Annotated in this window: 28 protein-coding genes and 1 pseudogene; 16 read left to right on the forward strand and 13 right to left on the reverse strand. The window is 63.6% G+C overall.

What is annotated here, in order from left to right:
- Nucleotides 1–1,935, reverse strand: coding sequence for a COG1361 S-layer family protein (locus AArcCO_RS15150; RefSeq protein WP_259534325.1), 1,935 nt, complete (start codon nucleotides 1,933–1,935; stop codon nucleotides 1–3).
- Between the two features lie 149 nt (nucleotides 1,936–2,084).
- Here AArcCO_RS15150 and AArcCO_RS15155 point away from each other — a divergent pair, with 149 nt between their 5' ends.
- From AArcCO_RS15155 to AArcCO_RS15170, 4 genes are all read left to right on the forward strand, one after another.
- Nucleotides 2,085–2,870, forward strand: a complete 786-nt coding sequence (locus tag AArcCO_RS15155; RefSeq protein WP_259534326.1) for a TrmB family transcriptional regulator — start codon at nucleotides 2,085–2,087, stop codon at nucleotides 2,868–2,870.
- 69 nt (nucleotides 2,871–2,939) lie between these two features.
- A complete protein-coding gene (gene pyrH, locus AArcCO_RS15160) occupies nucleotides 2,940–3,659 on the forward strand; it encodes a UMP kinase (protein ID WP_259534327.1) in 720 nt (239 codons plus the stop codon).
- Nucleotides 3,660–3,663: 4 nt separating this feature from the next.
- The gene (lysS, locus tag AArcCO_RS15165; protein ID WP_259534328.1) at nucleotides 3,664–5,319 is read left to right on the forward strand and encodes a lysine--tRNA ligase; all 1,656 of its coding nucleotides are present in this window, start codon (nucleotides 3,664–3,666) and stop codon (nucleotides 5,317–5,319) included.
- Nucleotides 5,320–5,324: 5 nt separating this feature from the next.
- A complete protein-coding gene (locus AArcCO_RS15170) occupies nucleotides 5,325–5,555 on the forward strand; it encodes a DUF7573 domain-containing protein (RefSeq protein ID WP_259534329.1) in 231 nt (76 codons plus the stop codon).
- Between the two features lie 4 nt (nucleotides 5,556–5,559).
- On the opposite strand, the gene AArcCO_RS15175 is transcribed toward AArcCO_RS15170, so the two are convergent.
- A complete protein-coding gene (locus AArcCO_RS15175) occupies nucleotides 5,560–5,943 on the reverse strand; it encodes a DUF5611 family protein (RefSeq protein ID WP_259534330.1) in 384 nt (127 codons plus the stop codon).
- Nucleotides 5,944–5,980: 37 nt separating this feature from the next.
- Nucleotides 5,981–7,090 carry a DUF7093 family protein gene (locus AArcCO_RS15180; RefSeq protein ID WP_259534331.1) on the reverse strand — a complete coding sequence of 370 codons (1,110 nt, stop codon included), beginning with the start codon at nucleotides 7,088–7,090 and terminating at the stop codon, nucleotides 5,981–5,983.
- A 128-nt stretch (nucleotides 7,091–7,218) separates the two neighbouring features.
- On the opposite strand from AArcCO_RS15180, the gene AArcCO_RS15185 reads away from it, so the two are divergent.
- Entirely contained in the window at nucleotides 7,219–7,518 is a 300-nt protein-coding gene (locus AArcCO_RS15185; RefSeq protein ID WP_259534332.1) for a DUF6432 family protein, read from the forward strand.
- A 25-nt stretch (nucleotides 7,519–7,543) separates the two neighbouring features.
- On the opposite strand, the gene AArcCO_RS15190 is transcribed toward AArcCO_RS15185, so the two are convergent.
- From AArcCO_RS15190 to AArcCO_RS15200, 3 genes are all read right to left on the reverse strand, one after another.
- Nucleotides 7,544–8,182, reverse strand: coding sequence for an METTL5 family protein (locus tag AArcCO_RS15190; RefSeq protein WP_259534333.1), 639 nt, complete (start codon nucleotides 8,180–8,182; stop codon nucleotides 7,544–7,546).
- Nucleotide 8,183: 1 nt separating this feature from the next.
- On the reverse strand, nucleotides 8,184–8,642 hold the full coding sequence (locus AArcCO_RS15195) for a DUF7961 family protein (RefSeq protein WP_259534334.1): 459 nt from the start codon (nucleotides 8,640–8,642) through the stop codon (nucleotides 8,184–8,186).
- Between the two features lie 569 nt (nucleotides 8,643–9,211).
- Nucleotides 9,212–9,367 carry a DUF7838 family putative zinc beta-ribbon protein gene (locus AArcCO_RS15200; RefSeq protein WP_259534335.1) on the reverse strand — a complete coding sequence of 52 codons (156 nt, stop codon included), beginning with the start codon at nucleotides 9,365–9,367 and terminating at the stop codon, nucleotides 9,212–9,214.
- Nucleotides 9,368–9,521: 154 nt separating this feature from the next.
- Between AArcCO_RS15200 and AArcCO_RS15205 the strand changes: the two genes are divergently transcribed.
- From AArcCO_RS15205 to fmdA, 6 genes are all read left to right on the forward strand, one after another.
- Complete coding sequence (locus AArcCO_RS15205) at nucleotides 9,522–9,917, forward strand: acyl-CoA thioesterase (protein ID WP_259534336.1); 396 nt, start codon at nucleotides 9,522–9,524, stop codon at nucleotides 9,915–9,917.
- Between the two features lie 143 nt (nucleotides 9,918–10,060).
- Nucleotides 10,061–10,627: a cob(I)yrinic acid a,c-diamide adenosyltransferase gene (locus tag AArcCO_RS15210; protein WP_259534337.1), complete on the forward strand. Its 567-nt coding sequence runs from the start codon at nucleotides 10,061–10,063 to the stop codon at nucleotides 10,625–10,627.
- Between the two features lie 308 nt (nucleotides 10,628–10,935).
- Entirely contained in the window at nucleotides 10,936–11,235 is a 300-nt protein-coding gene (locus AArcCO_RS15215) for a DUF7553 family protein (protein ID WP_259534338.1), read from the forward strand.
- A gap of 390 nt (nucleotides 11,236–11,625) precedes the next feature.
- On the forward strand, nucleotides 11,626–11,898 hold the full coding sequence (locus AArcCO_RS15220; protein ID WP_259534339.1) for a transcriptional regulator: 273 nt from the start codon (nucleotides 11,626–11,628) through the stop codon (nucleotides 11,896–11,898).
- 375 nt (nucleotides 11,899–12,273) lie between these two features.
- Nucleotides 12,274–12,792: an AmiS/UreI family transporter gene (locus AArcCO_RS15225; RefSeq protein WP_259534340.1), complete on the forward strand. Its 519-nt coding sequence runs from the start codon at nucleotides 12,274–12,276 to the stop codon at nucleotides 12,790–12,792.
- Nucleotides 12,793–12,885: 93 nt separating this feature from the next.
- Complete coding sequence (gene fmdA / locus AArcCO_RS15230) at nucleotides 12,886–14,154, forward strand: formamidase (RefSeq protein WP_259534341.1); 1,269 nt, start codon at nucleotides 12,886–12,888, stop codon at nucleotides 14,152–14,154.
- 83 nt (nucleotides 14,155–14,237) lie between these two features.
- Here the strand turns inward: fmdA and thsA are convergent, their stop codons facing one another.
- Nucleotides 14,238–15,959: a thermosome subunit alpha gene (gene thsA / locus AArcCO_RS15235; protein ID WP_259534342.1), complete on the reverse strand. Its 1,722-nt coding sequence runs from the start codon at nucleotides 15,957–15,959 to the stop codon at nucleotides 14,238–14,240.
- Nucleotides 15,960–16,132: 173 nt separating this feature from the next.
- Between thsA and AArcCO_RS15240 the strand changes: the two genes are divergently transcribed.
- Both AArcCO_RS15240 and AArcCO_RS15245 read left to right on the forward strand, forming a co-directional pair.
- Entirely contained in the window at nucleotides 16,133–17,416 is a 1,284-nt protein-coding gene (locus AArcCO_RS15240) for an L-lactate MFS transporter (RefSeq protein WP_259534343.1), read from the forward strand.
- Nucleotides 17,417–17,907: 491 nt separating this feature from the next.
- A complete protein-coding gene (locus tag AArcCO_RS15245) occupies nucleotides 17,908–18,507 on the forward strand; it encodes a thioredoxin family protein (RefSeq protein WP_259534344.1) in 600 nt (199 codons plus the stop codon).
- Nucleotides 18,508–18,534: 27 nt separating this feature from the next.
- On the opposite strand, the gene AArcCO_RS15250 is transcribed toward AArcCO_RS15245, so the two are convergent.
- Complete coding sequence (locus AArcCO_RS15250) at nucleotides 18,535–18,960, reverse strand: EamA family transporter (RefSeq protein WP_259534345.1); 426 nt, start codon at nucleotides 18,958–18,960, stop codon at nucleotides 18,535–18,537.
- A gap of 147 nt (nucleotides 18,961–19,107) precedes the next feature.
- Between AArcCO_RS15250 and AArcCO_RS15255 the strand changes: the two genes are divergently transcribed.
- Complete coding sequence (locus AArcCO_RS15255; protein WP_259534346.1) at nucleotides 19,108–19,590, forward strand: Lrp/AsnC family transcriptional regulator; 483 nt, start codon at nucleotides 19,108–19,110, stop codon at nucleotides 19,588–19,590.
- Complete coding sequence (locus AArcCO_RS15260) at nucleotides 19,587–20,762, forward strand: pyridoxal phosphate-dependent aminotransferase (protein ID WP_303650964.1); 1,176 nt, start codon at nucleotides 19,587–19,589, stop codon at nucleotides 20,760–20,762. Before AArcCO_RS15255 ends, AArcCO_RS15260 begins: the two co-directional genes overlap by 4 nt.
- 42 nt (nucleotides 20,763–20,804) lie before the next feature.
- Here the strand turns inward: AArcCO_RS15260 and AArcCO_RS15265 are convergent, their stop codons facing one another.
- The 3 genes from AArcCO_RS15265 to guaB all read right to left on the reverse strand — a co-directional run bounded on the left by AArcCO_RS15265 (nucleotide 20,805) and on the right by guaB (nucleotide 24,288).
- Entirely contained in the window at nucleotides 20,805–21,401 is a 597-nt protein-coding gene (locus tag AArcCO_RS15265; RefSeq protein WP_259534347.1) for a HalX domain-containing protein, read from the reverse strand.
- Between the two features lie 99 nt (nucleotides 21,402–21,500).
- The gene (locus AArcCO_RS15270) at nucleotides 21,501–22,685 is read right to left on the reverse strand and encodes a TrmB family transcriptional regulator (protein WP_259534348.1); all 1,185 of its coding nucleotides are present in this window, start codon (nucleotides 22,683–22,685) and stop codon (nucleotides 21,501–21,503) included.
- Between the two features lie 106 nt (nucleotides 22,686–22,791).
- Nucleotides 22,792–24,288, reverse strand: coding sequence for an IMP dehydrogenase (gene guaB, locus AArcCO_RS15275; protein WP_259534349.1), 1,497 nt, complete (start codon nucleotides 24,286–24,288; stop codon nucleotides 22,792–22,794).
- Between the two features lie 83 nt (nucleotides 24,289–24,371).
- Here guaB and AArcCO_RS15280 point away from each other — a divergent pair, with 83 nt between their 5' ends.
- Entirely contained in the window at nucleotides 24,372–24,737 is a 366-nt protein-coding gene (locus AArcCO_RS15280) for a VOC family protein (RefSeq protein ID WP_259534350.1), read from the forward strand.
- 67 nt (nucleotides 24,738–24,804) lie between these two features.
- On the opposite strand, the pseudogene AArcCO_RS15285 reads toward AArcCO_RS15280, so the two are convergent.
- Nucleotides 24,805–26,304 (reverse strand): annotated as a pseudogene (locus AArcCO_RS15285) (PH domain-containing protein); the annotation flags it as partial.
- Complete coding sequence (locus AArcCO_RS15290) at nucleotides 26,301–26,759, reverse strand: PH domain-containing protein (RefSeq protein WP_259534351.1); 459 nt, start codon at nucleotides 26,757–26,759, stop codon at nucleotides 26,301–26,303. The gene AArcCO_RS15290 and the pseudogene AArcCO_RS15285, both read right to left, overlap by 4 nt.
- Nucleotides 26,760–26,800 lie beyond the last annotated feature (41 nt).

Genomic DNA, 26,800 nt, shown 5'->3' on the forward strand with positions numbered 1-26,800 from the left:
TCACGGTCTGCCGCCGGCCGATCGTCGCCGCCAGAGGACCACCGCCACGGCGAGGACGGCGAGGACCCCGACGCCGACGCCGACGAGTTCGATCGGGAGGCCGTCGTCGTCGTCGGACGCAGGCTGGACGTCTACTGCCTGCTTGTACGTGTTCGAGAGCACGGTGTCACCCCGCTGGGTGTCGTACTGGAAGTCGAGTTCGACCGGGTACGTCTTCGGCATCGTTCCGTCGTCTGCCGACAGCTGGAACTGGAGTGTCGCGCTCTCTCCGGGCGCCAGCTCCGTCACGAACGCCTCGTCGCTCGTCGAGTCGAACGGGCTCTCGGCGTACAGCCTGGCGTCGATGTTCGAGAGCGTCTCCGGCCGATCGTTGGTGATCTCGATCTCGAGGGTGGTCGAGCCGCCCGCCTCGACGGACGCGTCGGGGGCCGAAAGCGAGAACTCCGGGCGGCGCTCGTCGACGACCACGCGTCGGGTGATCGGTTCGGACTGGACGGTGCGACCGGTCGCGCCGCGGTAGTCGACGGTGAAGCTGACCTGCCGGGGACCGGCGTCGGCCTGCCCGCTGACGTCGGTGGGGAACTCGAACGCGGCCGACTCGCCCGGTTCGAGCCGAGGGAGCGCGTATCGGCGCTCTTCGACGAACAGCGAGTCGGAGGCCGGCTCGATCGTGAGGACGCCGTCCTCGATTGGGTTGTCGCCGTGGTTGACCAGTGTCCCCGTGATCGTCCCGTCGTACCCCACCGAGAGCGTGTCATCGAGATCGACGACGTCGAACCGGGTCTCCGCGACGTCGACGCGCCGGGTAACGGGTTCCGCCCGGAGCGAACTCCGGTGATCGTCGTCGTAGCCGACGGTAACGGAAACCTGCCTGGGCCCGGGATCGGCGTCGGCAGACACGCCGGCTCGGAACTGGAACGTTCGGGCCTCGCCGGCCTCGAGGGTACCGATCGACACGCGGGGTTCGTCGATCTGGACGGCAGGCGACTCGGAGTCCACGGTGACGACGACACCGGTGGCGTCTCTCGGGCCGTCGTTGACGACGGTACCGGTAACCGTCCCGCCGTAGCCGGTCGACAGGGTTCCCTCGAGATCTCGGACGTCGAAAGACTGCTCGGCGATGGGAACGAGGCTCCCGTTTCGCGCGCGCGCCTCTCGGTCGCGACCGTCGCCGTCCCGGTACTGGACGTTCGCGGAGACGGGTTTGGGTGCGGCGGTGGCGTCGTCCGGGAGCGAAGCGTCGATCTCGACGGTCGCCGACTCGTCCGGTTCGAGGTCGCCGAGGAACGCCTCGGCGGCGCCGCCGTCGAAGACGAGTCCACCGGAGCCGGTCACGGTGGCGCGCGCTTCGCGGGCGGTTTCGGTGCCGACGTTTTGGATCTCGACGGCGGCTTCGCCGCCGCTGCCGGGCTGAACGTCGCCGCTCACGGAGACGATTTCGAACTGCGAGTCGGGGAGAACGCGAACGGTCACCGTGTGGGTTTCCCTCGCGGAGCGATCGAACGGGATGTCCGATCCCGTCTGCACCTGCTGAGTGTAGGAGTACCGGACCCGGAGGTCGATCTCGTACTCGCCGGGTTCGAGGTCCTCGGGGACCGTGATCCTGACCGGCGCGGAAACGGTCATGCCGTCCTGGATCGTGCCGACGGGAGTCGTTCCGGTTCTCACCTCGAAGGGGCCGCCGTCACGGACTTCGACCGTCGTGCTTCGGGCGGTCAGGACGGCGTCCCGCTGTGTCCCGGTCGACAGGTCGCCGTCGTTTTGCAGTTGGAGCCCGAGTGTGGCGTCCTCTCCGGGCGTGACCTCGTTTTCGGGGAGATACACGTCGATGTCGGGTTCTCCTCTGGTGAACCCGGTTCCTGCAACGGGGATCGCGAGCAGGGCGAGCACCATCGCGGCGGCGAACCCGACGACCAGCCACGTGCGGGAGTTCACGGCTGGATGTCCTCCAGGAGGGACGGTCGAGATCGGTACTGGAGGGAGGCGAGGAAGGGGGGTTCGGAACTCATATATCGTAGTGTTAGTATGAAGCTACTAACAATGTCGCTGCGTAAATATGTGGCGCCTTTCACCGGTGTCGGGAGATGACTCGGTCGGACAGCGGAGACGAGCAGGCGGCGGTCGGGTCGCTCGTCCGACTCGGCTTGACCCGCACGGAGGCACGGCTTCTGCTCGGACTCGCACGGCTCGGATCGGCGACCGCAAGGGAGCTCGCTGACGCCACAGACGTTCCGCGATCACAGGTGTACGGAACCGCCGAGGAGCTCGAGGAGCTCGGCCTCCTGCACGTTCAACACGCCACTCCACGCGAGTACCACGCCACCGCTCCCGAAGAGATCGAGTCGATACTGCGATCCCGGCTCGAACGAGATCTCGAGACGGTCGTCGACCGGCTCGAGGAGTTGGAGCGCTCACAGTCCCACGATGCCGAGACCCGCGAGGAGATCTGGACGGTCCGGGGCCGGGAGGCGATCGACGGACGGATCGCTCAGCTGATCGGCGGTGCCGAACGCCGGATCGTTCTCGGAGTGCGAAACGAACGGTTCCTCCCGGACCGGCACGTCCAACTGCTCGCAGAGCGTGACGACGCCGGGATCGACGTTCTGGTAATAAGCAGCGACCGCCAGACGCTCGACCGGTTCGCGGACGTGGACGGCGTGACGGCGATCGAACCTCCCGAAACGATGTCCGAAGAGGACCACGCGGCCCGCCTTCTGGTGGTCGATGACGGAAACGTGTTGCACAGCGTTCTCGTTCCCGATCCCGGAGACGACGGCGAGGAGACGGCGTTCTGGAGCAGCGATTCGGGGTTTGCCCGCACGCTCGTTTCGCTCGTGGAACAGTCGCTTTCGGAGACGTCCGAGGAGTGATCGGCGGGGCGCCCGGGCTCGGCCGGCGGTTGACAATCCTTAAGAGCGAAACAGGGCTATCCCGTGGCAATGAGAGTCGTTCTTTCTATCGGCGGCAGCGTGCTCGCGCCGGACCTGGACCCGGATCGCGTGGCAGCGTACGCCTCCATGATCGAGACGCTCGTCGACGAGGGGTGTGACGTCGGCGTCGTCGCCGGCGGCGGCAAGGTCGCCCGGGAGTACATCGCCGCGGCGCGGGAACTGGGCGCGAACGAAGTACAGCTCGATCAGCTCGGGATCGGCGCGACGCGGCTCAACGCCCGGCTGTTGATCGCGGCGCTGGGACAGGCGGCGAACCTGTCGCCGGCCAAAGAGTACGACGCCGCCGGTGAGGCGCTCCGCCGCGGGGACATCGCCGTGATGGGTGGAGTCGCCCCGGGACAGAGCACGGACGCGGTCGCCGCCGCCTTCGCCGAGTCGGTCGACGCCGACCTGCTCGTGTACGCTACCAGCGCGAACGGGGTGTACGACGCGGATCCGAACCAGGACGATTCCGCCACCCAGTACGCGGAACTCTCCCCGGAGGAGCTGGTGGAGATCATCGTGCCGATGAGCCGCGACGCGGGTGCGTCGGCCCCAGTCGACCTGCTCGCCGCCAAGCTCATCCAGCGCGGCGGCATCCGCACCGTGGTGCTAGACGGTACCGACCCCGAGCGCGTGGTCGATGCGGTGTTGCGCGGAGATCACACCGGCACCGACATCGTCCCTGCAGAGAGCGACCGGCCGACCTACTGGGCACAGGTCGAGTGATTCCATGACCGCTTTCGACTCCGATTCCACTGCAGACGGTGACTCCGGAGCAGCGCGACGGGCGTTCTGGGCGGAGGCGGTCGCCGACGAGATCGAGGCGACCGACCCCGACGAGCCGATCGTGATCAAAGGGGGCGTTTCGCCGTCGGGCGTGGCCCATCTCGGGAACTTCAACGAGATCATTCGTGGTTACTTCGTGGCGGCCGTGCTCCGGGACCGCGGTCACGAGGTCCGACAGGTGTTCACCTCGGACGACCGGGATCCCCTTCGGAAGCTCCCCCGGACACTGGCGGACCGGGACGGCAACCTCGTCGGTCTGGGCGACGTCGACGCCGGCGCGCTCGGGCGCAACCTGGGCAAGCCGTACACCGCGATCCCGGATCCCTTCGGCGAGGCGGAGTCGTACGCCGCCCACTTTACCGCACTCCTGCAGGCTGACGCCGCTCGACTCGACATTCCCGTCGAGATGGTCTCGAACACCGAACTGTACGAGGAGGGCGCCTTCGACGACGTGATCGGGCGGATCCTCTCGGATCTCGACGCCGCAAGGGAGGTCCTGGGGAAGTATCAGGCCAAGATCGACGACTCGTACGTTCCGTTCAATCCGATCTGTGCGGAGTGCGGGAAGATCACCGAGACGGTGACTGCGGTCGACGTCGGCGCCGGTACCGTCGCGTATCGATGTACCGATCTGGAGGTCGGCGACTCCACCATCGACGGCTGCGGGCACGAGGGGACCGCCACGTTTCGGGAGGGGAAACTCCCCTGGCGCTTCGAGTGGCCCGCCCAGTGGGAGGTGCTCGACGTGGACTTCGAGCCGTTCGGCAAGGACCACGCCGAGGGATCCTGGCCCAGCGGCGAAGACATCGCCCGCAACGTCCTCGGGATCGAGCCGCCGGTGCCGATGACCTACGAGTGGTTCACACTCGACGGGGAGGCGCTCTCCTCGTCTGCGGGCAACGTCGTCACTGTCTCGGAGCTGCTAGAGCTGCTGGAGCCGGCAGTGATCCGGTACTTCTTCGCGCTCGACCCGTCGAAGGCCCGCAACCTCGATCTCGCTCGACTCGACCAGCTCGTCGACGACTTCGACCGGTTCGAACGAGCGTACTTCGGCGAGGTCGACGACGAGGAGCTCACTCGGATGGCAGAGCGGGCGTATCCGTACGTTCTCGGCCCCGACGCCGACCCGGATCCCGACCGCGTCCGTCTCCCGTACACGTTTGCGGCGGTGCTCGGGATGGTCGACGACCGGGAGTTCCGCGAGCGACTCGCACGCGAGGAGGGTCACCTCGACCCTGACACGCCCGACTGGGCGGTCGCGGAGGCGCTCGATCGGGTCGAAAAGGCCCGGGCGTGGGCCGAACGAATGGACAACGAGTACAACTACCGACTCCAGGCGGACCTCCCCGACGTCGCCTTCGACGCGGAAATCGAGACGGCACTCGAGGATCTCGCGGCGTTCGTCGAGGCCGGCCACGACGGGGAAGAGATCCAGGGAGAGATGTACGAGATCGCCAGACGGAACGATCTCGAGGTCGGCGAGTTCTTCGAGGCGGGCTACCGGCTGTTCTTCGACGAGACGCAGGGGCCCCGTCTGGGCGAGTTCCTGGGCGAACTCGAGTGCGACTTCGTCGTCGCCCGCCTCCGTCGAGAGGAGTGATCGACGTGCCGGAAGAGTACTCGCTCGACGACTTCGTTCCGGACGACGACGATAACGAGAACGGAGAACCGTCCGACGGCGACGGGACAGACGATTCAGTCGACGACGTCGAACCCGCCGCCGCTACGTCGCGCTGGTCGAGTGGGGGCGAGGCGTGTCCGGACTGTGGCTCGACTGCGTCCCGACTGTGGCGTCAAGAGGGAACGTTCGTCTGTCCCGACTGCAAGGAGTGGTGACCCATCAGACGTCGGGGGCGTCGTCCTCGACGGCGCGTTTCATCGACTCCCGGCGTGACTTCGCGTCCCGGCCGGTTACCTCCTCGAGGAAGTCGTTCTTCAGCGAGACCGCCTCGGCGGCGGCGTCCGCCTGCCCTTCGGCGATGACGTCCTCGGCCGGACGTTCCTCGAAGTGAACGGCGAGTTTGTCCTTCTTGCCGCTGTACTTCGCTGTCCCGGCGAGGATTCGTTCGAAGACGGGATTGTCCGGATCCTCGACGACGAACAGCTCGTGGCCGTTCATCTCGTCGGTACCGGCAACCTCGCCGAAGTACTCCTCGATTTTCCCTTTCAGGTCCGGGACGCGCTCCTCGAGATGCTCCCCGCGGCGCATCTTGTACTCCTTCATGGACACTCGTTCGAAAGGGTGACGTTTACCTGTTTCGTCACCGCTCGGGGGCCCGTTCCCGCTCCGCGATATACCCCCGGCGACACTCCGGGCAGATGTCGCCGGTACGCAGCGACGATCCGTCGGTCGGTGCGGTGTGACCACACTCCGGACAGAAGAACTCCGTCTCGAACGGCGTCCCCGTGCTCGTGTCGACGGCGTCGGCAGCTCGGGTGAACTCCGTGTCCTCGGCGGCGTCCGTCTCCGACACCTCGGCACGGTCGTCGTCTCCGTTGGCATCGTCGGTGTCACCGGCGGCGCTGTCGGCGGTTTCTCTAGGGGCGCCGTCCGTCGGGTCGGGCCATGCTCCGCCGGAACCCGACACGTCCCCGGCGCTTTCGATGAATTCGACCCCCTCGTCGTCCTCCGGGGACTGTCCGTCGGTCGCCTCGGGCCTGAGCCCACTTCCGAACGAGACACCCTCCGGCGTGCCGCCGCCCGGCTCGGCGTCGTACCCCTCGTCTTCACCGTGCTGGTCGGGCCACGGTTCAGCACGGTCGTCTTCGGCTGTCTCGTCCACGATCGCGCTTTCGTCTCCAGCCGCGCCTTCGACGCCGTCGGGGGTCGGATCCTCACCTTCCTGGCGCGTGTCGCTTGCGTCCGGCCAGGCACCCGGAGACCGGTCGGAGTCGGTCGGTTCGTCGTCGAGAATGATCCCGTCGTCCTCCTCGGCGTCCTGTGAAACGTCGTCGTCTTCGAACGCGGGTCCCTCGTCGGCGTCACTCTCTCCGGACGCGTCCACCGTGACCTCGTCGTCCGGATCGACTTCCGACCCCTCGTCGATCTCCTCCTCCCCGACATCCGGTTCGGAAGGGGCTTCGGCGGGCGAACCGGAGGCCAACTCGTCGGTGCCAGCGTCGGCCGCGCCTGGTTCCGGTTCGGGGGACGACTCCGGCGAGCTATCCCCGTCATCGGCTCTCCGGGCAGTTTCCGCGAGCTGTTCGACCGACGTGACTTCCTTGTTTTCGCTGACGATCTGGGTTTCCCCACACCGGCGGCACGTTTTGACCTCCCGAACTGTGATGACGACTTCCCCACCCGACGTCTCCCGGTCGCGCTCGAGTTCGGGTTCGGTGAAGTCGTGTCCGAGCAGACACCTGAGTCCCATTGGCTGGAAGAGCGGTTTCCTCTACTAAAAGCGCCACGCTCGCTGTCTGACGGACGGCTGACGCTACGGGCCGAACGAGCGATTGCCCCGCCGGTAAACGTAAACGGTCGCCGGTCGTTCGTACGCGTATGCAGGCGAAGCCGGAGTATCGCGACCGTCCAGACACGGAGGTCGCGGTGCTCGACGCGCTCGTCGATCGCGCCGAGGAGGGGATGACGGTTCTCGAACTCCGTACGGCCGTCGACACGGGAATCGACGGACTCGAAGAGGCACTTGCGGCGCTGAAGGACGACGGTCTCATCCACGTCGATCGAACCGGCGAGGCGGTGCGGATCACGCCCGCAGACCGTGTGGTGCCCGAGTCGGGAGAGGGCTCGGACGGTCGCCACGGATTCTTCGAGGAGATCCGCGAGCGGCTCGGACTCTAGCTCCCGGAGGCCGTACCGCTCGAGCTCAGGCTTCCCGAGCGGATCCCCACTCGATCCGGTACACTTCCGTGTCGATGTCGCGCCGGTCTTCGGCGTGATGGTCGAACTGGTGTTCCAGTTCGAACTCCGCTTTGAACGCGTGGGTGATCGTGCCGCCGTTGTCCGACGCGAACGCCTCCAGGAAGTCCTGGCTGCCTTCGTTGTGAATAGAGTAGGAGACGTCCGCGAGTTCGGCAGCAGTTGCGAGGAAGCGCCGATCCGCATGGCGGTGTCCGTCCTGGGCGCCGAACGGTGGATTCATCACGACCGTCGTAGGGGCCCCGTCTCGGATCGGCGGTCGGCCGGCGTCCCCGCGAATCCAGTGGACGGGGGCAGTCGATCCCACCCGGCGCTCGTTTCGCTGTGCGATCGACAGTGCCGGTGCGTCGATCTCGATCCCGACCACACGTGCCGGGGAACGGAGGGCAGCCCCCAGTGCGAGCATTCCGGTCCCGGTACCCAGATCCAGCACCGTCCGTCCTTCGATGTCGCCCTGCAGGTCCGCGACGTGGATCACGTGGGCCGCGAGCTCCGGCGGGGTGGGGTACTGTTCCAGGCTCGCGACCGGGTCCTCGAAGCCGGCGACGACCGCGAGCTGGGTCGCCAGGTTCCGTTTGGAGGACACGTCAGGCGGAAACGGTGACGCCTTCGGGGACGCTCACCGAAAGCGCGATCCCTTCGCGGCGCGCCCGCTCTTCGATTGCGGACAGCGCAGGGGCGACCCGAGCCGGATTCGAGACCGCGTCGATCTCGACGGTCACGCGCCCGGCGCCCAGAAACGACGCCGCCAGCAGGTGCCGGCGGAGTCGATCGGTCTCGCTGTGGATCGGGATCGATCCCGGCTCGTCGAACGTCGCTTCGACGACAACGTGGGCCGGTTGGCGGTCGTTCGAAAGCAGTGTCGACTTCAGGTCCTGCAGATACGGTTTCGCCGTCGACTCGATCTCCTTTGCATCGATCTCGACGGGGATCGCGTCCGTCGGTCGACACGGCAGTGACTCGGCTTCGACCGTCGCTTTCGAAGGTTCGTCGCTCGTTTTTCGGGCGAGTGTCCCATCCGTCCCGGCTGAGTCGGTCGTGCTCATATCTGCCAATAGCTTCTAGTTATACTAAAGACTTTGTTTATGCTTAATAGTAATCCACCGGACCTTCCGACGAACGATCGACTGATCGTCCCCGCTCGCGTGCCTACACGTTGTCTCCGATCGGTGCCTTGTTTTCGTTTCCTTTTATCAGATTATAAAATATCTCCCACAACTATGTGCCCGGGAGTCGTACGCACTCCTGGGGGAAGTCACACGCTCCATTCCCCCTCCCTTTCTGACGGCGAGCTGTGGGTCGATTCCGATTGAGTCCCGAACGCGTCAACTAACGTGACTGGCTTCTCAAGTGGCGGCGCTGTCCGTCGCTCGGCGGCGCCGACCCCGACTGGACGAGTTTACATTTCCTATAGCACTATAGAGTTTAAACAAAGGATATTCTCCCTTGCGAATCTCTCGGTAACAACAGCGGGGCGCAGAGAAACAGTTCTGCGGCGAGCATGAAGCACTTCGAGGCGAACAGATCGGCCGGATCCGTCGAAACGTCTCGCCTGTTGAAGGGACGATCCTGCAGCTATTCCGGCTGATCCCAAAACGGAGAGATAGTCGGCCGTTCAGGCGAGCGTCGAGATCCCGTTGATCTCGATGAACCCGAAGTTACATTCGCTACAGCGCCACTTCGTCTTCTCTCCGAGGTGAACCTCCATCGACGCAGTCAGCCAGAACTTCTGTTCCCCACCACACTTCGGACACTCCTCATTGCGTTCCATGGTATGCTCGAAACTCCACGTCCAACCGAATTGAATATTGGGATTTTCGTCTCTGATCGGAGAGCCCGCCCGATTGTAAATTCCATGATGCTATATAGAATACCTACTCTCCGGTTTCGGATCGGCTAAGTTAGCCGCCGGACAATCGCGAACCATGACCGAGTTTACGACCGACGTTCAGGTTCGGTTTCGCGACCTCGACGCGTACGGGCACGTGAACAACGCCGTGTACGTGACGTATCTCGAACAGGCGCGCGTCGAGTATCTCCGAACCGTGCTCGGGGCCGGCATCGGCGAACTGGACGTCGTGCTGGCGTCGCTTTCCGTCGACTACCGGAAACCAGTCACCGACGCCGACTCCGTCGAGGTCGCGATCGACGTTCCCGAGCTGGGGCGCTCCAGCGTTCCGATGGAGTACGAAATCCGGACGGGCGGGAGCGTGGTCGCCGTCGCCGAGTCCGTCCTGGTGACCTACGACTTCGAGTCGGACTCCTCGAAGCCGATCCCCGAGGAGTGGCGCGAGGAGATCGCCGCGTCCCACGGTCTCTGATCCCATCGATCGAGGAGAGTCGCCAACGAGGGAACTTACTTGCCCCTGGGGAGCCATCGTTCGACAATGACGACCACACTGTACGCGCTGGACGGCTGTCCGTTCTGTGAGCACGTTCGGGAGACGCTTTCGGAGGTGGCCCGATGAGGATCTACACCGGGCGCGGTGACGACGGCATGACCGATCTCGGAAACGCCACTCGCGTTTCGAAAACCAGCGCCAGAATCGAGGCGTACGGCACCGTCGACGAGGCCAACGCTCTCGTCGGAACGATCCGTCCGACGGGCTACGACGACGTCGACGAGACGCTGTCGGCGATCCAGAACCACCTCCACATCATCCAGGCCGACTTCGCAAGCCCCGGAACCGACGGAATCGATACCGACGGGGAGGGCGAGGCGGGTGGCGACTTGACCCGGATCCGCGAGGAACACGTCGACCAGCTCGAGGAGTGGATGGACGAGTTCGACGAGGAGCTCGACCCCCTCGACTCGTTTATTCTCCCGGGTGGAGGCGAGTCGGGGGCGCGGCTCCACCACGCCCGGACGGTGGTCCGCCGGGCAGAGCGCCGGGCGGTCGCGCTGGCGGCCGACGATCCGATAAACGAGGAGGCGATCGTCTACCTCAACCGGCTCTCAGACGCCCTGTTCGTGTTTGCCCGGGTGGTCAACCGGCGGGACGGCGAACGCGAGGAGTCGCCGACCTATTGAGAGAGCCGCCGTCAACTACCCCACCCTACTCGCTTGTGCTTCCGATTGACCATCGGAACCCCTGCGCTCGTTGAGGATGGGGCCTCCGCCTTGAATTGGGTGAGATGGCCCGATAGGCCTGCCAAGCAGTCCAGACGCCGACGTGCAGGACGGCTCCGATCGGGGTGGCGGCCGCGGCGTCGACGGTCGATCGATTCACTCTCGAACCGTTCGTCGTGGAGCGTCCTGCCTGTTACGATCGACCGCACGATGGCCCGTGCCGCCGGTTCCCCACAAGGATTATATCTGTCCTCTTCCTAAGGGCAAATATGAGCAAGCACTTCGAAGACGCACGGTACTACCTCGGACGAGCGGTCGAACACGCGAAAGCGGGCATGAAAGAGGAACTCGAGGACCTCGAGGCGAAGGTCCGGGAGCTGACGGGCCGCGAGGCCGATGAGGAGCCAGAGCCGTCGCGACTCGAATCGCTCCAGGCCGAACTGTCGGAGCTGGAAGAGCGCGCCGAGGGCGAGGCGAAGGAGGCCATCGAGAGCGCCCGCGCGAAGATCCAGGCGTTCAGGGACGACGAACCCGTGGATCTCGAAGACCCAGACGAACAGTCGCCCTGATCGCGATAGCCCCGAAGGGAAGCTGGACGGAGTTTTCTCCGGTGGGCTTACATACCGGTGATTAGTATAATATATTATCATTGTAAGTTTGTTATTATTTTCATACATTTTCCGAACGATTCTCTTTTACCCGGGCAGCAAGCAATATCTCAAAAACCTCCGTGAATTTGGTGGTTTTATCGGTTATTGGTCTCCGATATCTCGGTGCAAAAGCCAATCAAGCAGAAATTCACGAGTTACATCCGCAGTTAGTGTTGCTGCGGCCGATAGCTATCGAATGATTAGAATATATTGACGAGTTTTTTAAATATGTTTGTATTTGTTATTTTAATCTATTGTAACTGTTCGTTATCCAATAGCATCATTAGCGATGAACTACGAGTGGTCCGTATGAGTCGAGAGAGAAGCCGTAGTGACTCCGATTGCGAACGACTCTCCCCAGGCGAGGTGACGAACCGCATTGCCGAGCTCGAACCCGGCGACGAGATCGAACTCAACAATCGCCGCCCCGTGTTCGAAGTCGTAGAGACGCAGAAACACTCCGTCGTCGTCGCCGATCCCGATGGACACACCGTTGTCGTCTCGAAAAACCTGCAATCGGGGGGGTGGCTCGCGAACGAGGACGTCTGGTGGGTCTCGATAGACAGCGACGGAAACACGTAGTAGCCGCCCATCGTAACCGACGACGATAAACAACTCCCTAACTCGGCGAAGACGGTGTGTTGGTCGCTACTGGCGAATCGTGTCGTTCACTGGTATTACACCCCTAGTTATGTAAACTATATTCCCGGGTTAAGAACTCTCTACCCGTTCGAAGATAGACGTTTTCCAACTCCTACCGGTTGTTCTGGGCGGAAGGTTGTCGAGTGTCATCCAGATCGCGATTGTCCTCTCGGGGGGACCGCCGCGATCTCGATGACGAACCGCGTGCACGGCCAGTCACGCTGAGGGCCGTAGATACGTGAGCCACACAGTCGTCATCTAAATTAACAATAAATTATAATATATGGTGGTTAGAACGTACGATCGGTGTCGACAATGACCGAGATGCTCGGAATGGGATTACTGTACGTCGGGGCAGTCTTGATCGTCAACGGGATCTGGCTGACTGGAGTCGGAAGCGATCGGGACGTAGCGTTGATAAACATCTTTGCGGGGGTCGTCACGTTTCTGATACCCATGTGGTGGGCCTTCGGCGGCTACTTCGGGGCGGACGGAACGCCGTTCGACGCGGCTTCGATGCTCCTGTTTTCGTTTACGTATCTGTGGGTCGCTGCCAACGCCCTCAGAGGCATCGAGGATCAGCGACTGTTCGGGTGGTACTGTCTGTTCGTCGCGCTGATCGCAGCACCGACGGGCTGGCTCGTGTTCGACGGCGGGGACATCGGCCTCGCGTTGCTGTGGTGGATCTGGGCCGTTCTCTGGTTCGTGTTCTGGGTCCTGCTGGGACTGGAACGCAACGAGTATCAGACGCCGATCGGCTGGTACACCCTGATAACTGGAATCCTGTCGGGTGTGGCCGGCTATCTCATGGCGCTCGGGATGTGGCCGTGGTAGTTGTAACAAGTTTCCAACCATGATTAATAGATACAGTTATCATATGGCGAATTGACAATTGGGACGCTGGTGTACTCCAGCAGGGACGAAGCAATGCCAGAGTTAAAATTCGAAGCCGACCAGAATCGTGCACCCGACGAGCAACCGGGGGCCAACCCACACAACAGGTGGCATCCGGACGTTCCGGCCGCCGCTTCCGTCGAACCGGGAGACACGTTCCGGCTGGAAATGATCGACTGGACGGGTGGACAGATCGGAAACAACGACAACGCAAACGAGATCAGGGACGTCGAACTCGAACAGGTCCATTATCTGAGTGGTCCGGTCGACGTGAAGGGGGCCGAGCCGGGCGACTTGCTCAAGGTCGAACTCCTGGATCTGGGTCCGTTACAGGAGATGGAGTGGGGGTTCACCGGAATCTTCTCCCAGCAGAACGGTGGGGGATTCCTCACCGACCACTTCCCGGACGCCGCGAAAACGATCTGGGACGTGGACGGCACCAAAGTGTCCTCCCGCCACGTTCCGGACGTGAACTACGAGGGGAAAATTCATCCGGGACTGATCGGGACTGCGCCGTCCCACGAACTACTCGAAGAGTGGAACGAACGCGAGCAAGAGCTGATCGACAAACATACCAACGATCCGGAGTCCATCCCGAATCATCCCACCGGCAGAGATCAACCGCCGGTCGCGAACCCGCCGACGAAGGACGGCGCGTTGATGGGTGAAATGGAGGACGACGAGGCCGAAGAGGCGGCAGAAGTCGCTGCCCGGACCGTTCCCGGACGGGAAAACGGCGGCAACTGCGACATCAAGGACCTGTCCCTCGGATCGACGATTTACTTCCCGGTGTACGTCGAGGGGGCGAAGCTCTCGATGGGCGACATGCACGCGTCACAGGGTGACGGAGAGATCTCCTTCTGTGGTGGCATCGAGATGGCTGGCTTCGCCGACCTGCGGGTCGACGTCATCAAGGACGGCATGGAGAAGTACGGCGTCGATCACCCCATCTTCCAGCCCGGCCACCGAGGTCCGAACTTCTCCGACTGGGTGACCTTCGAGGGCTACTCCGTTCGCGAGGACGGCAAGCAGACCTACATGAACGCCCACGTCGCCTATCGCCGTGCGGCGCTCGAGGCGATCGAATACCTGAAGAAGTTCGGCTACACCGGCGAGCAGGCGTACATGATGCTGAGCACGATCCCGATAGAAGGGCGGATCAGCGGGATCGTCGACGTTCCGAACGCGGTTGCCACGATCGCGCTCCCGAACGAGGTCTTCGAATTCGACATCACCCCCGAGTCTCTCGGAGAATACGAGGACCGCGGACAAGCCCCACTCACCGACGATCCGCTCCAGTAGGCTCTCGAACGGTAGTTCGGCCGCCGCCGCGATCCCGTGGCGGTGATTTCGCGTTCCGGCCCGTTTTTTCGTCGGCGTCGCCGTCAGTGTGAGTGGCCCTGTGAGTGTCCGACTGCCCAGGGGAGTCCGCCAGTGCTTTCGACGAAACCGCCGGGTCCGTGATCGTGATCGTGGTCGTGACTGGCGTCGTGGTGATCGTCCTTGCGCGAGGCTGTGATCACGTCGTCGATTCTGATCAGGACGGTCGCGGCCTCCATCGCCCCCGCGATGGCCTGCTTTTTGATCGACAGCGGTTCGATCACTCCCGCCTGGGTCGTGTCCCTGATCGAACTGTCGGTCGCGTCGATGCCGACGCTGGAGGAGCCGTTCCCGTGTCGCGTCCGGAGCTCCGCGATGGCGTCGATCGGATCCATCCCGGCCGACTCCGCGATCGTCCGGGGGATCGTTTCCAGTGCGTCGCCGAACGCTTCGACGGCGAGCTGTTCGTGTCCCGCCAGAGTCGGCGCGTACTCGCGAAGCTCTCGTGCGATCTCCATCTCGATTGCACCGCCACCGGGCAGTACGCTCCCCTCCTCGATCACCAGTTTGAGAACCAACAGGCAGTCGTCGACGATGCGTTTTGTCTCCTCTGCGACGTGTTCGGTCCCCCCACGCAAGATCAACGACACGTGATCTGCTCCCGTCTGTCCGTCCGTCCCGTCGGAGGGCTCTTCGGCCGTTACGATAGCCAGCTCCGTACTCCCGACAGGTTCCCGTTCGATTCTCTTCGCGACCCCCGTGTCGTCGCTCGAAAGCTCAGTCACGTTCGCGACCGCTCTCGCGCCGGTCGTGCGTTCGAGTTCGTGTAACTCGTCACGCCGGGTCCGTTCGACGGCGAGTACGCCGTTTCTCGCGAGGAGATACCGAACGGGGTCGTCAATCGATTTCTGACAGAACACGACGTCTGCACCGGTGCCGGCGATCACGTCCGCGTACGTCCGATACGTTTCCTGCTCGTGTTCCCTGAACTCTGCGAGCTGCTCGGGGGAGGTCACCGAAACCGTCCCTTGCCCTTTTGCGGATTCGATCGTCAGTTGACCGTCGACGATGGCGACTGTCGCCGGCTCGAAAACGTTCGGGAGATACTCGTCCGGAGAGACGAAGGTCGTCGACGACTCGGCGACGTCTATTGCGAGCCCGAAAACGACTCTGGAGTCGTAGTAGGAGCCGCCCGGAAGGGATTTCCGCGTGACTTTCTCCAGGTTTACGCTCCGCCCGTCACGGACCGCTTCGAGTGTCTCGATCGCTCTGTCCGCCAGGAAGTTCTTCGACGGCTCGTCCCACCTTCCCGTTATCACCGTCGTACAAACGTCTCGGAGGTGAGTTTCGTTTTCGGGATCGACGGTAACCGTGTTCTCTTCGAGCGTTTCCACCGCCCGGCTCGCCGCAAGCGAGTATCCACGCGTTATTTTGGTCGGATGAACGCCCGTTTCAATCAATCGCTCGGCGTTCGAGAGGAGTTCGCCCGCCAGGACGACGACCGTCGTCGTCCCATCGCTCACGCGCTCGTTCTGTTGGTGTGCGAGTTCGGCGATCACTGACGCGGCAGGATGTCGGACGTCGATCCGGTTAAGAATGCTGGAACCGTTGTTCGTGACGAGGATTTCCCCCTCGTCTGTGGTGATCATCTTGTCCATTCCTTTCGGACCGAGTGTGGTCCTGATCAGTTCCGAAAGGGCACGCCCGGCTTGGAAGTTGGCTTCCCTTGCATTGTCGCTTCGAGACTGTGGTCTCCCGTTGCTACGGGTCTGTGTTCGATTCGACATGATACTCGTGTTCGTGAATCAGCTACGAAATACATGTATAAAATACTACTGATCAATGAATTATCACGTGTCGCGTTACGGGTCGTTTGACAGACGAGAACGGCACGAGACGACAGAGAAGGATACGGAGCACAATCTTGATTATCGCAGCAGATCACTCCTCGTGACGAGACATGCCAGTCGAATCAGACAAAAACCGGTGGCTCATTGCGGTGTCCGCCGTGTTGATTCACCTCTCCATCGGATCCGTGTACGCCTACAGCGTCTATCAGTTGCCGCTCCAGCAGTCACAGAACTGGAGCATCGGAGGTGTCACGTTCGCGTTCACCGTCGCGATTTTCACACTCGGGATCTCCGCCGCGTTCCTGGGCAAATACGTGGACACACACGGTCCTCGAGCTACCGGATCGGTGGCGGCGTTGCTTTTCGGTGGCGGCACGTTTCTCGCGGGAGTATCCGTTCATCTGAGCAGCTATCCGGCGTTTATCGCAACCTACGGCGTACTTGCGGGGATCGGACTCGGGTTGGGATACGTCACGCCGATCTCGACGCTGGTCGAGTGGTTTCCCGACCGCCGTGGCATGGCCACCGGAATCGCAGTGCTGGGGTTCGGTGCGGGTGCGCTGGTCACTGGGCCGGCCGCCAATTACTTGATCGGCATCGTCGGCACGCCGGCGACGTTCGCGGTGCTCGGTGTCGGTTACTTCCTCGCCATGGCCACCGGGGCCAGCTATCTCGAAAAACCACCGAAGGGGTGGGTTCCCGAAACGGTGGATCCAGACGAGATCGAAGATGTGGGCGCCTACGGGATCACGGTCAGCTCCGACCTCGAGGAGCTCACTGCACGCGAGGCGCTCCGGACTCCCCAGTTCTATCTCGTTTGGCTGATAATCTTCATCAACGTCTCGGCGGGCATCATGCTCCTTTCGGTCGCCTCGAGCATGACCCAGACGATCACCGGGGTAACCGCCGCCGCGGCCGCGACCGTCGTCGGGTTGCTCGGAGTGTTCAACGGCGCCGGTCGGATCGTCTGGGCGAGTTTCTCCGATTACATCGGTCGGACGAGAACGTACGCCGTCTTTTTCCTCGTCCAGATCGTCGCGTTCTTGCTGTTGCCTCGCGTCACGACGATCTGGCTGTTCGCCGGTCTGATGTTTCTCATCATCAGCTGCTACGGCGGAGGCTTTGCCTGTCTCCCGGCGTATCTGGGAGACCTGTTTGGAACCAGCGAACTGGGCGCGATACACGGGTACACCCTCACTGCGTGGTCGCTCGCGGGAGCCGCCGGTCCGACCCTCGTTTCCCAAGTCGTCGAACTCACTGGAAGTTACGAGCTGTCGTTTTACCTCATGAGTCTCCTCCTGTTTGTCGGTCTCGTCTGCGTCGGACTCTTGCACAGACAGATCGGGCGGGTTCGCAGCGCACAACGTCACGGCTCGAAAGGACTTCCTCACTGAGTAGCTAGCCGCCACTGAACGACCCCCAATAATTGAAAAAATATTCAATTAATATTCGATACTAATGAGAACGCACCAGGGATCGAACGGCACAGGTTCTACGCTACAAGAACCCCGATATAAATCAATTAAACCAATTTATAGCGAGTATTTCAGCATATACAAAGCGTTGTGATAGATTAATTCTCGATGTTGTCCGATACGTCGCCCCAAAACGGAGTATCTAACTATCTATTTTGTGGTATTTGTTTATATTGTAGATGTTTACATATTGTAGCGTAAAGATATGCTACTGACGATACTTTTAGGCACATACTACATATAATATATCGTTTATTAATCGTCAGATACCATCATATATACATGTAAAAGAGCGAGGTAGTTACGACGAGGTGGAACGGTTAGTTGCGGTAGTTATTTGAACTATAGTTCAATTAAATTATTTTGAATCGGGGCACTGCTATTTTATTCGTGGGCCGATAGCTATTCGTATGGTAGAACTGCCGAGCATCCAGGTCATCGAGGAGGGCGAGGAGGCACCGTCGTTCGAGCTTCCCGGCGTCGACGGCGAGACGCACGCGCTTTCGGATTTCACGGACAACGAGGCGCTGTTGGTCGTGTTCACGTGCAACCACTGTCCGTACGCCGAAGCCAAGGAGGGGACGCTCAACGACATCGCCGCCGAGTACGACGACGTTGCCGTCGTGGGTATCAACCCCAACGACGCCGAGGAGTACCCGGACGACTCCTTCGAGAAGATGAAAGCGTACGTCGAGTCCGGGCGAATCGCCTACGACGCCTACCTGCACGATGAAACCCAGGCGGTCGCTGCGGCGTACGGCGCCACCTGCACGCCGGACCCGTTCCTGTTTGCAAACGACGGCGGAACGTTCCGACTGGCGTATCACGGTCGGCTCGACGACGCCTTGAACCCCGACGACGACCCCTCGGGAGAGCCCGGCTTCGAGATCCGGCAGGCGATCGAGGAGGTGCTCGCCGGCGAGGAGGTAACCGTCGACTGGAACGCCTCCCGCGGCTGTTCGATCAAGTGGGCGGAGGGTAACGAACCGGAGTACTGGGACGAGGTGTAGCCGTCCCCGTCGTGATCGGTTCGCATCTCACTCCACGCTGACGAGATACACCGCCAGTATCGCGAAGACGATCCCGAGCAGTTTTCGCGCGGTGAGATCCTCGCCGAGCACCACGATGCCGATTGCGGAACTGGTCACCAGAAACAGCCCGAACACCGGCGTGACGATGCTCACCGGCCCCAGCGCCAGCGCCCGGTAGTACGCCAGGATGCCGACGGCCAGACAGATCCCGGCGGCGTACACCAGCGGCGCCTTCTCGTGTGTCAAACTCCCGGCGAGCGGTTGATCCGTCGCCAGTACGACCGCGAGTGCAGCCAAAACGAGGATCGTATTGGTCATCAGTGCGGCGACGTCGCTGGGGATCGGGTTCGTGCCGCTCGTTGCCACCCGCATCAGCGGAGCGACCAGGGTGTATCCGACGAGCGCGAGCAGCGCCCACGTGAGCCATCGCATACGTTCCCGCCGACCGGGTCGGACAAAAATTCGCCGGAACTGACGAGAACGGGTCGTCGAGACGGCCGAGGAAGCACTCCGCCCGTTGCCGGCCGCCAGGCTTGCGCCGGGCACAACCCATTTGCGGGTCGGCGTCGAGAGGGAGGTATGGACCGCGAACTGCTCGAGGTACTCGCCGACGACGCCCGCACGTCGGTCGACGACATCGCCCGCCAGCTCGACCGCGAACCCGAGGCGGTCGCGGCCGCGATCGAGGAGCTCGAGAACGCCGGCGTCATCAAGGGGTACAGCGCCGTGATCGACTGGGACGCCGTCGACGCCGCCACGGTGCGGGCGATCGTCGAACTGAACGTCGAACTCGACCGCGAGACCGACTACGAGGAGATCGCCGACCGGATCGCCCGGTTCCCGGAGGTGAAGTCGCTGCTTTTGGTCTCGGGCAACTACGACTTCGCGATCGAGGTCGAGGGCGACTCGATGCAGGCCGTCTCCCGGTTCGTCTCCGAGCAGGTGGCCCCAGTACCGGAGATCACTCAGACCGTGACCCACTTCGTGATGGAGACGTACAAGGACGGCGGCTTCGTCTTCGAGGATCGCGACGAGGACGACCGCCTTTCAGTGTCGCCATGAGCGAACGCGAGATGGAGGGGTCGGCGTTCGGCTCCCGGCTCTCGGAGCGCGCCGCCACGCTTCCGGAGTCGGGGATCCGTCGCTTCTTCGAGCTCGCCGAACAGCGAGAGGACGTCATCTCGCTGGGCGTCGGCGAGCCCGACGTCTCCGCGCCGTGGGCCGCCCGCGTCGCAGCCATCGAGTCGCTGGAGCGCGGTCGCACCTCCTACACGTCCAATCGTGGACTCCTCGAACTGCGCGAACGGATCGGCGACTACCTGACTCGATGGGGGCTGTCGTACGACCCCGGCGAGGAACTACTCGTCACGACTGGCGCCAGCGAGGCGGTCGACCTCGCGATGCGCGCGCTGGTCGACCCCGGAGACGTCGTCGCGGTTCACCAGCCGACGTACATCTCCTACGGGCCGGGGGTCGACCTCGCCGGCGGCGACCTGCTTCCGGTGCCGACGCGCGCCGCCGACGACTTCGCGCTCACCCCCGAAGTGCTCTCGTCGGCAGGCGCCGAAGACGCCGACGTGCTGGTGCTGTGTTATCCGAACAACCCGACCGGCGCGACGATGAGCCGCAAGCAGCTCGCGCGGGTGGCGGCGTTCTGTCGCGAACACGATCTGCTCGTGGTGAGCGACGAGATCTACGCCGCCTTGACGTACGACGGGGGCCACGTTTCGATCGCGTCGCTTTCGGGGATGCGCGAGCGGACACTGGTGGTCAACGGCTTCTCGAAGGCGTACGCCATGACCGGCCTGCGGCTCGGATTCGCGGCGGGTCCCCCGGAGATCGTCGACGCGATGACGCGGATCCACCAGTACACGATGTTGTCTGCGCCGACGACCGCACAGTACGCCGCGATCGAGGCGCTGTCGAGCTGCGGCGACGAGGTCGACCGGATGCGACGGGAGTACGACCGCCGTCGGAACTACGTCCACAGCCGGTTCGAGGAGATGGGACTGGACTGTTTCGAGCCGACCGGCGCCTTCTATGCGTTCCCCGACTGTGGCGACGACGACGAGGCGTTCGCGGAGTCGTTGCTCGAGCAACAGGGCGTCGCCGTCGTGCCCGGACGGGTGTTCGGCGCCGGCGGCGAGGGACACCTTCGGGTCTCGTATGCGACTGGGATGAACGAGCTGAAAACAGCGATGGACCGGATCGAGACGTTCGTCACCGAGGGCTGACTGTTGGTGGTTCTTCGGTGACGGTTCCGCCCCGACCCGCGCTCACCCCTCGAACGGATCGACGTCGGCCTCGCGTTCGAGATCCCGAAACACACTGACGAACTCCTCGTGATCGCCAAAGGAGTCGAGCGTCTCCCCGAGCTCCGAACGGAGCGCTTCGAGCTCCCGTTCGAGCTGCTGGTACTCCTGGCTCTCCTCGAGTTCGGCCGATCCCTTCTCGGACTCCAACAGTGCCTTCTTCGATGCGAGCGCGTACAGCTCCTGGACGCCTTCGTCGTAGCTGCTCCGCGTCAGCAGTGATTCGACGGTTTCGTACAGTTCCTCTTTCGCGACCGGCTTGACGAGGTAGTCGTCGAACCCCATCTCCACGATGTCGAAGTCCGGCTCGACGGCTGTCACCATCGCGATCCGGCAGTCGAGCCCCCGCCCCCGAATCTCCTCGAGCACCTCGTCCCCCGAGACGCCGGGCATCCGGCGGTCGAGCAGGACGACGTCGATCTGTTCGTCGAGTTCGTCGAGCGCTTCCTGCCCGCCGTAGGCGGTGCGCACGCGGTAGTCACTCGAAAGCCACGCGGCGTACAGATCCGCAAGATCGGGCTCGTCCTCGACGATGAGCACGAGCGGGGCATCCTCACTCATAGTCTGTCCTCGAGGTGTACACGTTCTTCATGCCACGGGAGGGCATATGAAAATACCTCTTCGAGTCGGCGGTTCCGGCGAATCCGGTCGGGGAGGTCGTCATCGCGTCGTCCTCTCCAGGTCCACGAGTTGGCTCTCCTCTCCGGACCTGTCCGGCTTCGATCCGTCGACGTGTTCGATCCCAGTCACTGTCAGCCGTCGTGCCTCGATGTCCTCGATCACCGCGCCCCAGCCACCGACCGTCACCGAGTTCCTGTTCCGAATTTGGGATCCTGGAGTGGTGTCGACCACGTCGACGTTTTCGATGTGGACAGTCACCTGACCGGCGAGCTGTGTGAGCGGGATGTCGCCGTCGTTGGCCTCTCCCACGTACGTGAGATCACACACGATCCCCTCGACGGTGACCGCTCCCCCCGTTTCGGTGTCGTAGCCGTCGACGCGGGCCGTCACCGTCGTGCCATCGTCCACGAGCGGCTGCATCTCCCTGACGAACCGGCGGATGTCGGTGTAGGAAAGCGGCGGCTCGGCGTTCCGGTCGTCGTAGACGACGGGCCACACCTCCCACAGACAGGTCCGGAAGTACCAGTGGAACACGTACGAGAGAGTGTGGTCGTCGACCAGGACGCCGTACTCGTTCAGCGATGCACGGTGTGGGGAAAAACAGGTCCGCGTCCGGTCGACGAGCGCGAGGAACGGCGTCGGAAGCCGCCGGTGACGGATTTCCGTGACGGCCCCTTCGAACCGGTCCTCGTCGGGCAGTGCGGAGATGTCTTCCTCCCGGCCCGTGTGGATCGACACCTTCACCAGCGCTCCCGACTGGTGGGCAGACTCCAACGCCGGCTCCAGCTCCCGGTATCCCTCCGGGGTCACGGCGACCTGTACCTCGTTTTCCGCCTCCGAGATCACGTGTGCCGCCCGGTCGAACACCGTCTGGAACCGCTTTACGATGCTGACTCGGTGGTCCTCGATGTCGGGTTCTTCCCAGCGGTTCTGGATCTCCGCAGCGGCGTCCTCGAGCCGGCTCGCACGCCGCCTCAGGTCCTCGAGAACTCCCTCCGGGTTACACGCCCGTACCTGGAGGCTCTCCTGGTCGTACGTCTCGACGTACCCTCGGTCCTCGAGGTCTCGGAGCACGTCGTATATCCGTGCAGTCGGGACGTCACAGGCTGTCGACACCTCCGTCACGCTCGCGGAGCCGAGCCGAAGGAGGGCCGTATACGCATCCGCCTGGTACTGCGACAGACCCGCCTCCTCGAGCGCGCGACGCAAGTCGGCAGTTTCCATATCGCTCACTCGGACTCCGGGTACGTTAATCCCCTTTTCAGTAGCGTTACACTTCAGCCGGTCGACATCGCACGGCGGGATCGAGATCGGGCTGTCAGTCGTCCGTCTAGCGATCGGGGCTGTAGTTCGGTGCCTCGTCGGTGATCATCACGTCGTGGGGGTGCCCTTCGGTCTGACCCGCAGTGGAGACGCGGACGAACTCGGCTTCTGCCTTCACTTCGGGGATCGTCGCCGCGCCGACGTATCCCATCCCCGACCGCATCCCGCCGACCAGCTGGTACAGTTCGGAGGCCAGCGTCCCCTTGTACGGCGTCGCCGCCTCGACCCCTTCGGGGACGAACTCCTCGTCGTCTTCGGTGTCCTTGAGGTAGCGGTCGCCGCCGCCGGACTTCATCGCGCCGACCGAGCCCATCCCACGGTACTGCTTGTACTTCTTGCCGTTCATGGTGATGATTCGGCCGGGTGCCTCCTCGGTGCCCGCAAAGTAGGAGCCGAGCATGACGGCGTCGGCGCCGGCGGCGATCGCCTTGATCGCGTCCCCGGAGTAGCGGATTCCGCCGTCGGCGATCACCGGGACGTCGTGGTCGGCCGCCACGTCGGCGACCTCCGCGACGGCGGTGATCTGGGGCATCCCCGCCCCCGACACCACACGGGTGGTGCAGATCGATCCCGGACCGATGCCGACCTTGAGGCCGTCCGCGAAGTCGACGCAGGCCTGTGCGGCCTCGCGGGTGCCGATGTTGCCGACGACGACGTCGGCGTCGACCTCGGCTTTGATCTCCCGGGCGGTGTCGAGCACGTTGAGGTTGTGGGCGTGCGCACAGTCGATGAAGATCACGTCCACCTCGGCCTCGTCGGCGGCGCGGGCCCGGTCGGCGTCGAACGGGCCGACTGCGGCGCCGACCCGGAGCCGACCGTCCTCGTCGCGGGCGGCGTGTTCGTGTTCGCGCCGCTGGAGGATTCCCTGCATCGTCACCAGCCCCACCAGCCGGTCGGCCTCGTCGACGATGGGGACGCGCTCGATCTTGTAGTCGTACATCAGCTCCAGCGCCTCCCGGGCGGTGACGTCCTCGCCGGCGGTGATCACCTCGTCGGTCATCGCCTCCCTGACGGCGTCGGACTCGCCGACCTCGAGGTACGGTCGGATGTCGGTGCCGGAGATGATCCCCAGTACGGTGTCGTCGTCGGCGACGACCGGGGCGCCCGAAACCCCCTCTCGCTCCATCATCGCGTCGACCTCCCGGACCGTCTGCTCCGGTCGGGCGGTGACGACGTTCTCCCGCCGGATCACCAGCTCGTGGGCCCGTTTGACGCGCTGTATCTCCTCGACCATCTCCTCGTCGGTCATGTTCCGGTGGAGCACGCCGAGTCCGCCCTCGCGAGCCATCGCGATCGCGAGTTCGCTTTCCGTCACCGTGTCCATCGCCGCCGACAGGACGGGGACGTTCAGCTCGACGTTCTTCGAGACCCGGGTGCTCACGTCGGCCTCGTCGGGTTCGACTCGGCTCTCTGCGGGTCGAAGCAGTACGTCGTCGAACGTCAGTGCCTCCGGAACGCGGAGTTTCTCCGAGAAGGGTTCGTCGCCGGAAACGTCTCTCTCCATGTAAGTCGTCGAGGTGGGAGCTGGAAAAGCGTGTCGAAGGTCGGCCGGGGACCTTTATGTTTCGCTCGGACGAACCCATACATATGTCAGGAATCGTCTTCTTCGCCACCGAGCGACACGACGCAGTCGTCGACTTTTATACCGATACGGTCGGCGCGGACGTCTGGCTGGAACAGCCCGGCTGTACGATCCTCGAGTACGCGGACGGGGAGGGCGACGACGCGTTCCGGTTCGGCTTCTGTTCCCGGGACCGCACCGACGACTGTGGGATCTTGACGTTCGTGTACGACTCGAGAGAAGCGGTCGATCGGATGCACGACCGGATCGGCGACGCCGCCCTGGAACAACCTCACGAGAACGAGCGCTACCGGATCTACCAGTTCTTCGCCGAGGACCCCGACAGGCGGACCGCAGAGTTTCAGACGTTCCTCCACGACGTCGACCTGTGATCGGCGATCACAGGGAGGCGTCGCTGGTGCCGGCGTCATCCTTGGAATCGACAGTGGCTGATTCGGCCGAGTCCAGGTCGATCCACTCGAACCTCGGCTGGGGATCGCGTCGCTCCTCCAGCGCCTCCTGGAGCCGATCGGTCAGCTCCCCCCGGAGCCAGTCGGCGTCCTCGTCGTCGTAGTCGACGGCGGCTGCACCGCTGCCGGTCAGCGAGAGGGTGCCGGCGGTGTCGGCGTGGACCGTCGCGATGTTCCATCTCCGCTGGAAGATCGTCCGGGTGTCGATCACGTTCTGGATCCGGTAGTACGGCACCGCCTTGATCTCCCGACGCCAGAAGCCGTTGCGCGTGAGGAAGTGGTCCTCCCCGAGCCAGTACCCCCTGTGTTTCCACTTGAGGTGGGCGGCTGCCGGAACGAACACGAGCAGACCCAGGACGTACGGCCAGGGAACGTCGAACCCGAGATACCGGTCGACGCCGTACGCGATCGCGGTTAGCACGCCGATCCCGATGCTGTACCGGAACGCGTACCGGCGTCGGGTGCGTCCCGGGGGGCGTTCGAACGCGGGGGTGCCGAACTCCTCGACCTCGTTTGCCAGCCGGTGGATCCGATCCGTCCGGGCGATCGGCACAGCGACCTGCTGGCCCCGCCCCTCGCCGCCGCCGGGGGCGTAGCCGGCTGTCTCGATCACCAGCGTCGCGTAGCCGAACGTCCGTTTCAGCGGGTTGTCCTGAACCGTGATGGACTGGACCTTCTCGGAGGGGATCGAGCCGCTGAACCGGCGCAACAGGCCCCGCTCGTACCGGAACTCGTCGCCCGATCGGGTGAGCCGGAACCCGTAGTAGTTGGTCACCGCGATCGCGACTCCCAGTATCCACGAGGCCGCAAACAGGCCGACGACGACCACCAGTCCGGTGATCGACAACAGCAGCGCCTCGGGGTCCGGGAGGAACTGCTGGAACACCGGAAACGATCCCGACGCGAGGAACACTGCGAGCCCCAGCAGCCGCGGATCGAACGACAGCGCCCCGACTAACCCGAGTTCGGTCGGCGAGATGGCGTACAGCAGAGTTTCCTCGATTGGCTCAGCTTCCGCCCCGTCGTCTAGGTCCCCCCTGACGTCGGATTCGACCCGGCGTTTGCGCCGCTGGAGCTCCGACTGGAGCCGTTTCGCCTCGCCGGGGGAGACGTACCGGATCGATCCTTCCGTCGAACTACCTCCCGCAGTCTCCAGGTTGACGGCCGCGATCCCGAGGAGCCGCTGGAGCACGTTCCGGCTGATGTCGACGTTCTGGATCCGTCGATACGGGATCTCCCGCTCGCGGCGGGAGACCACGCCCGACCTGATGTCCAAGGTGTCGTCGGTGAGCTCGTACTCGAAGCGTCGGTAGTAGGCGACCTCGTACCCCACCGCGAGCAGGACCGCGCCGACCGCGAGGGGGACGACCACCGGGACCCCGGCGACGTCGCCGCCCGAGCCCGCAGCCACGACGAAAAACGCCGCGATCAGGAGGCTCGAGGCCTTCTGGAACGCCCGGTACGGGATCGAAACCGGCGACAGCTTCACACCGCGTCCTCCCCCTCGGCCCGGATCGCGAGCCGCTTCAGTCGTTCGCGGAGCTGATCCGCCTTCTCCGGCGTCAGCCCCGGTATCCGAACGTCCGCCCCCCGGGAGCCGGCGGTGTAGACGACACAACTCGCCAGACCCGTGGCCCGCTCTATCGGTCCCCGGCGGGAATCGACATGCTGGATCCGAACCAGGGGGACGACGGTGCGGACCTGGGTGATCACTCCTCGCTCCAGATAGATGTCGTCCTCGCGGATCTCGTATCCCCACCGCCGGTAGCGGGCGACCGCGAAGACGATTCCCAGAAAAAGCACCGCACCCGGAACGGCTGCTGCAACGTACTGGGACAGCCCGAAGAAGGCGTATCCGGCGCCGGCCGGGACCGCCGCGAGAGCCGCGAGCAACAGCGAACGGAGCGCCCAGACGAACTGTATCCGTGGATGTAGTCGGTTCATCGCTTCTCCTCCGCTCGGAGCGCTACGGGGGTTCGACGCAT

This window comes from Halalkaliarchaeum sp. AArc-CO, from assembly GCF_024972735.1.
Lineage (GTDB): Archaea > Halobacteriota > Halobacteria > Halobacteriales > Haloferacaceae > Halalkaliarchaeum.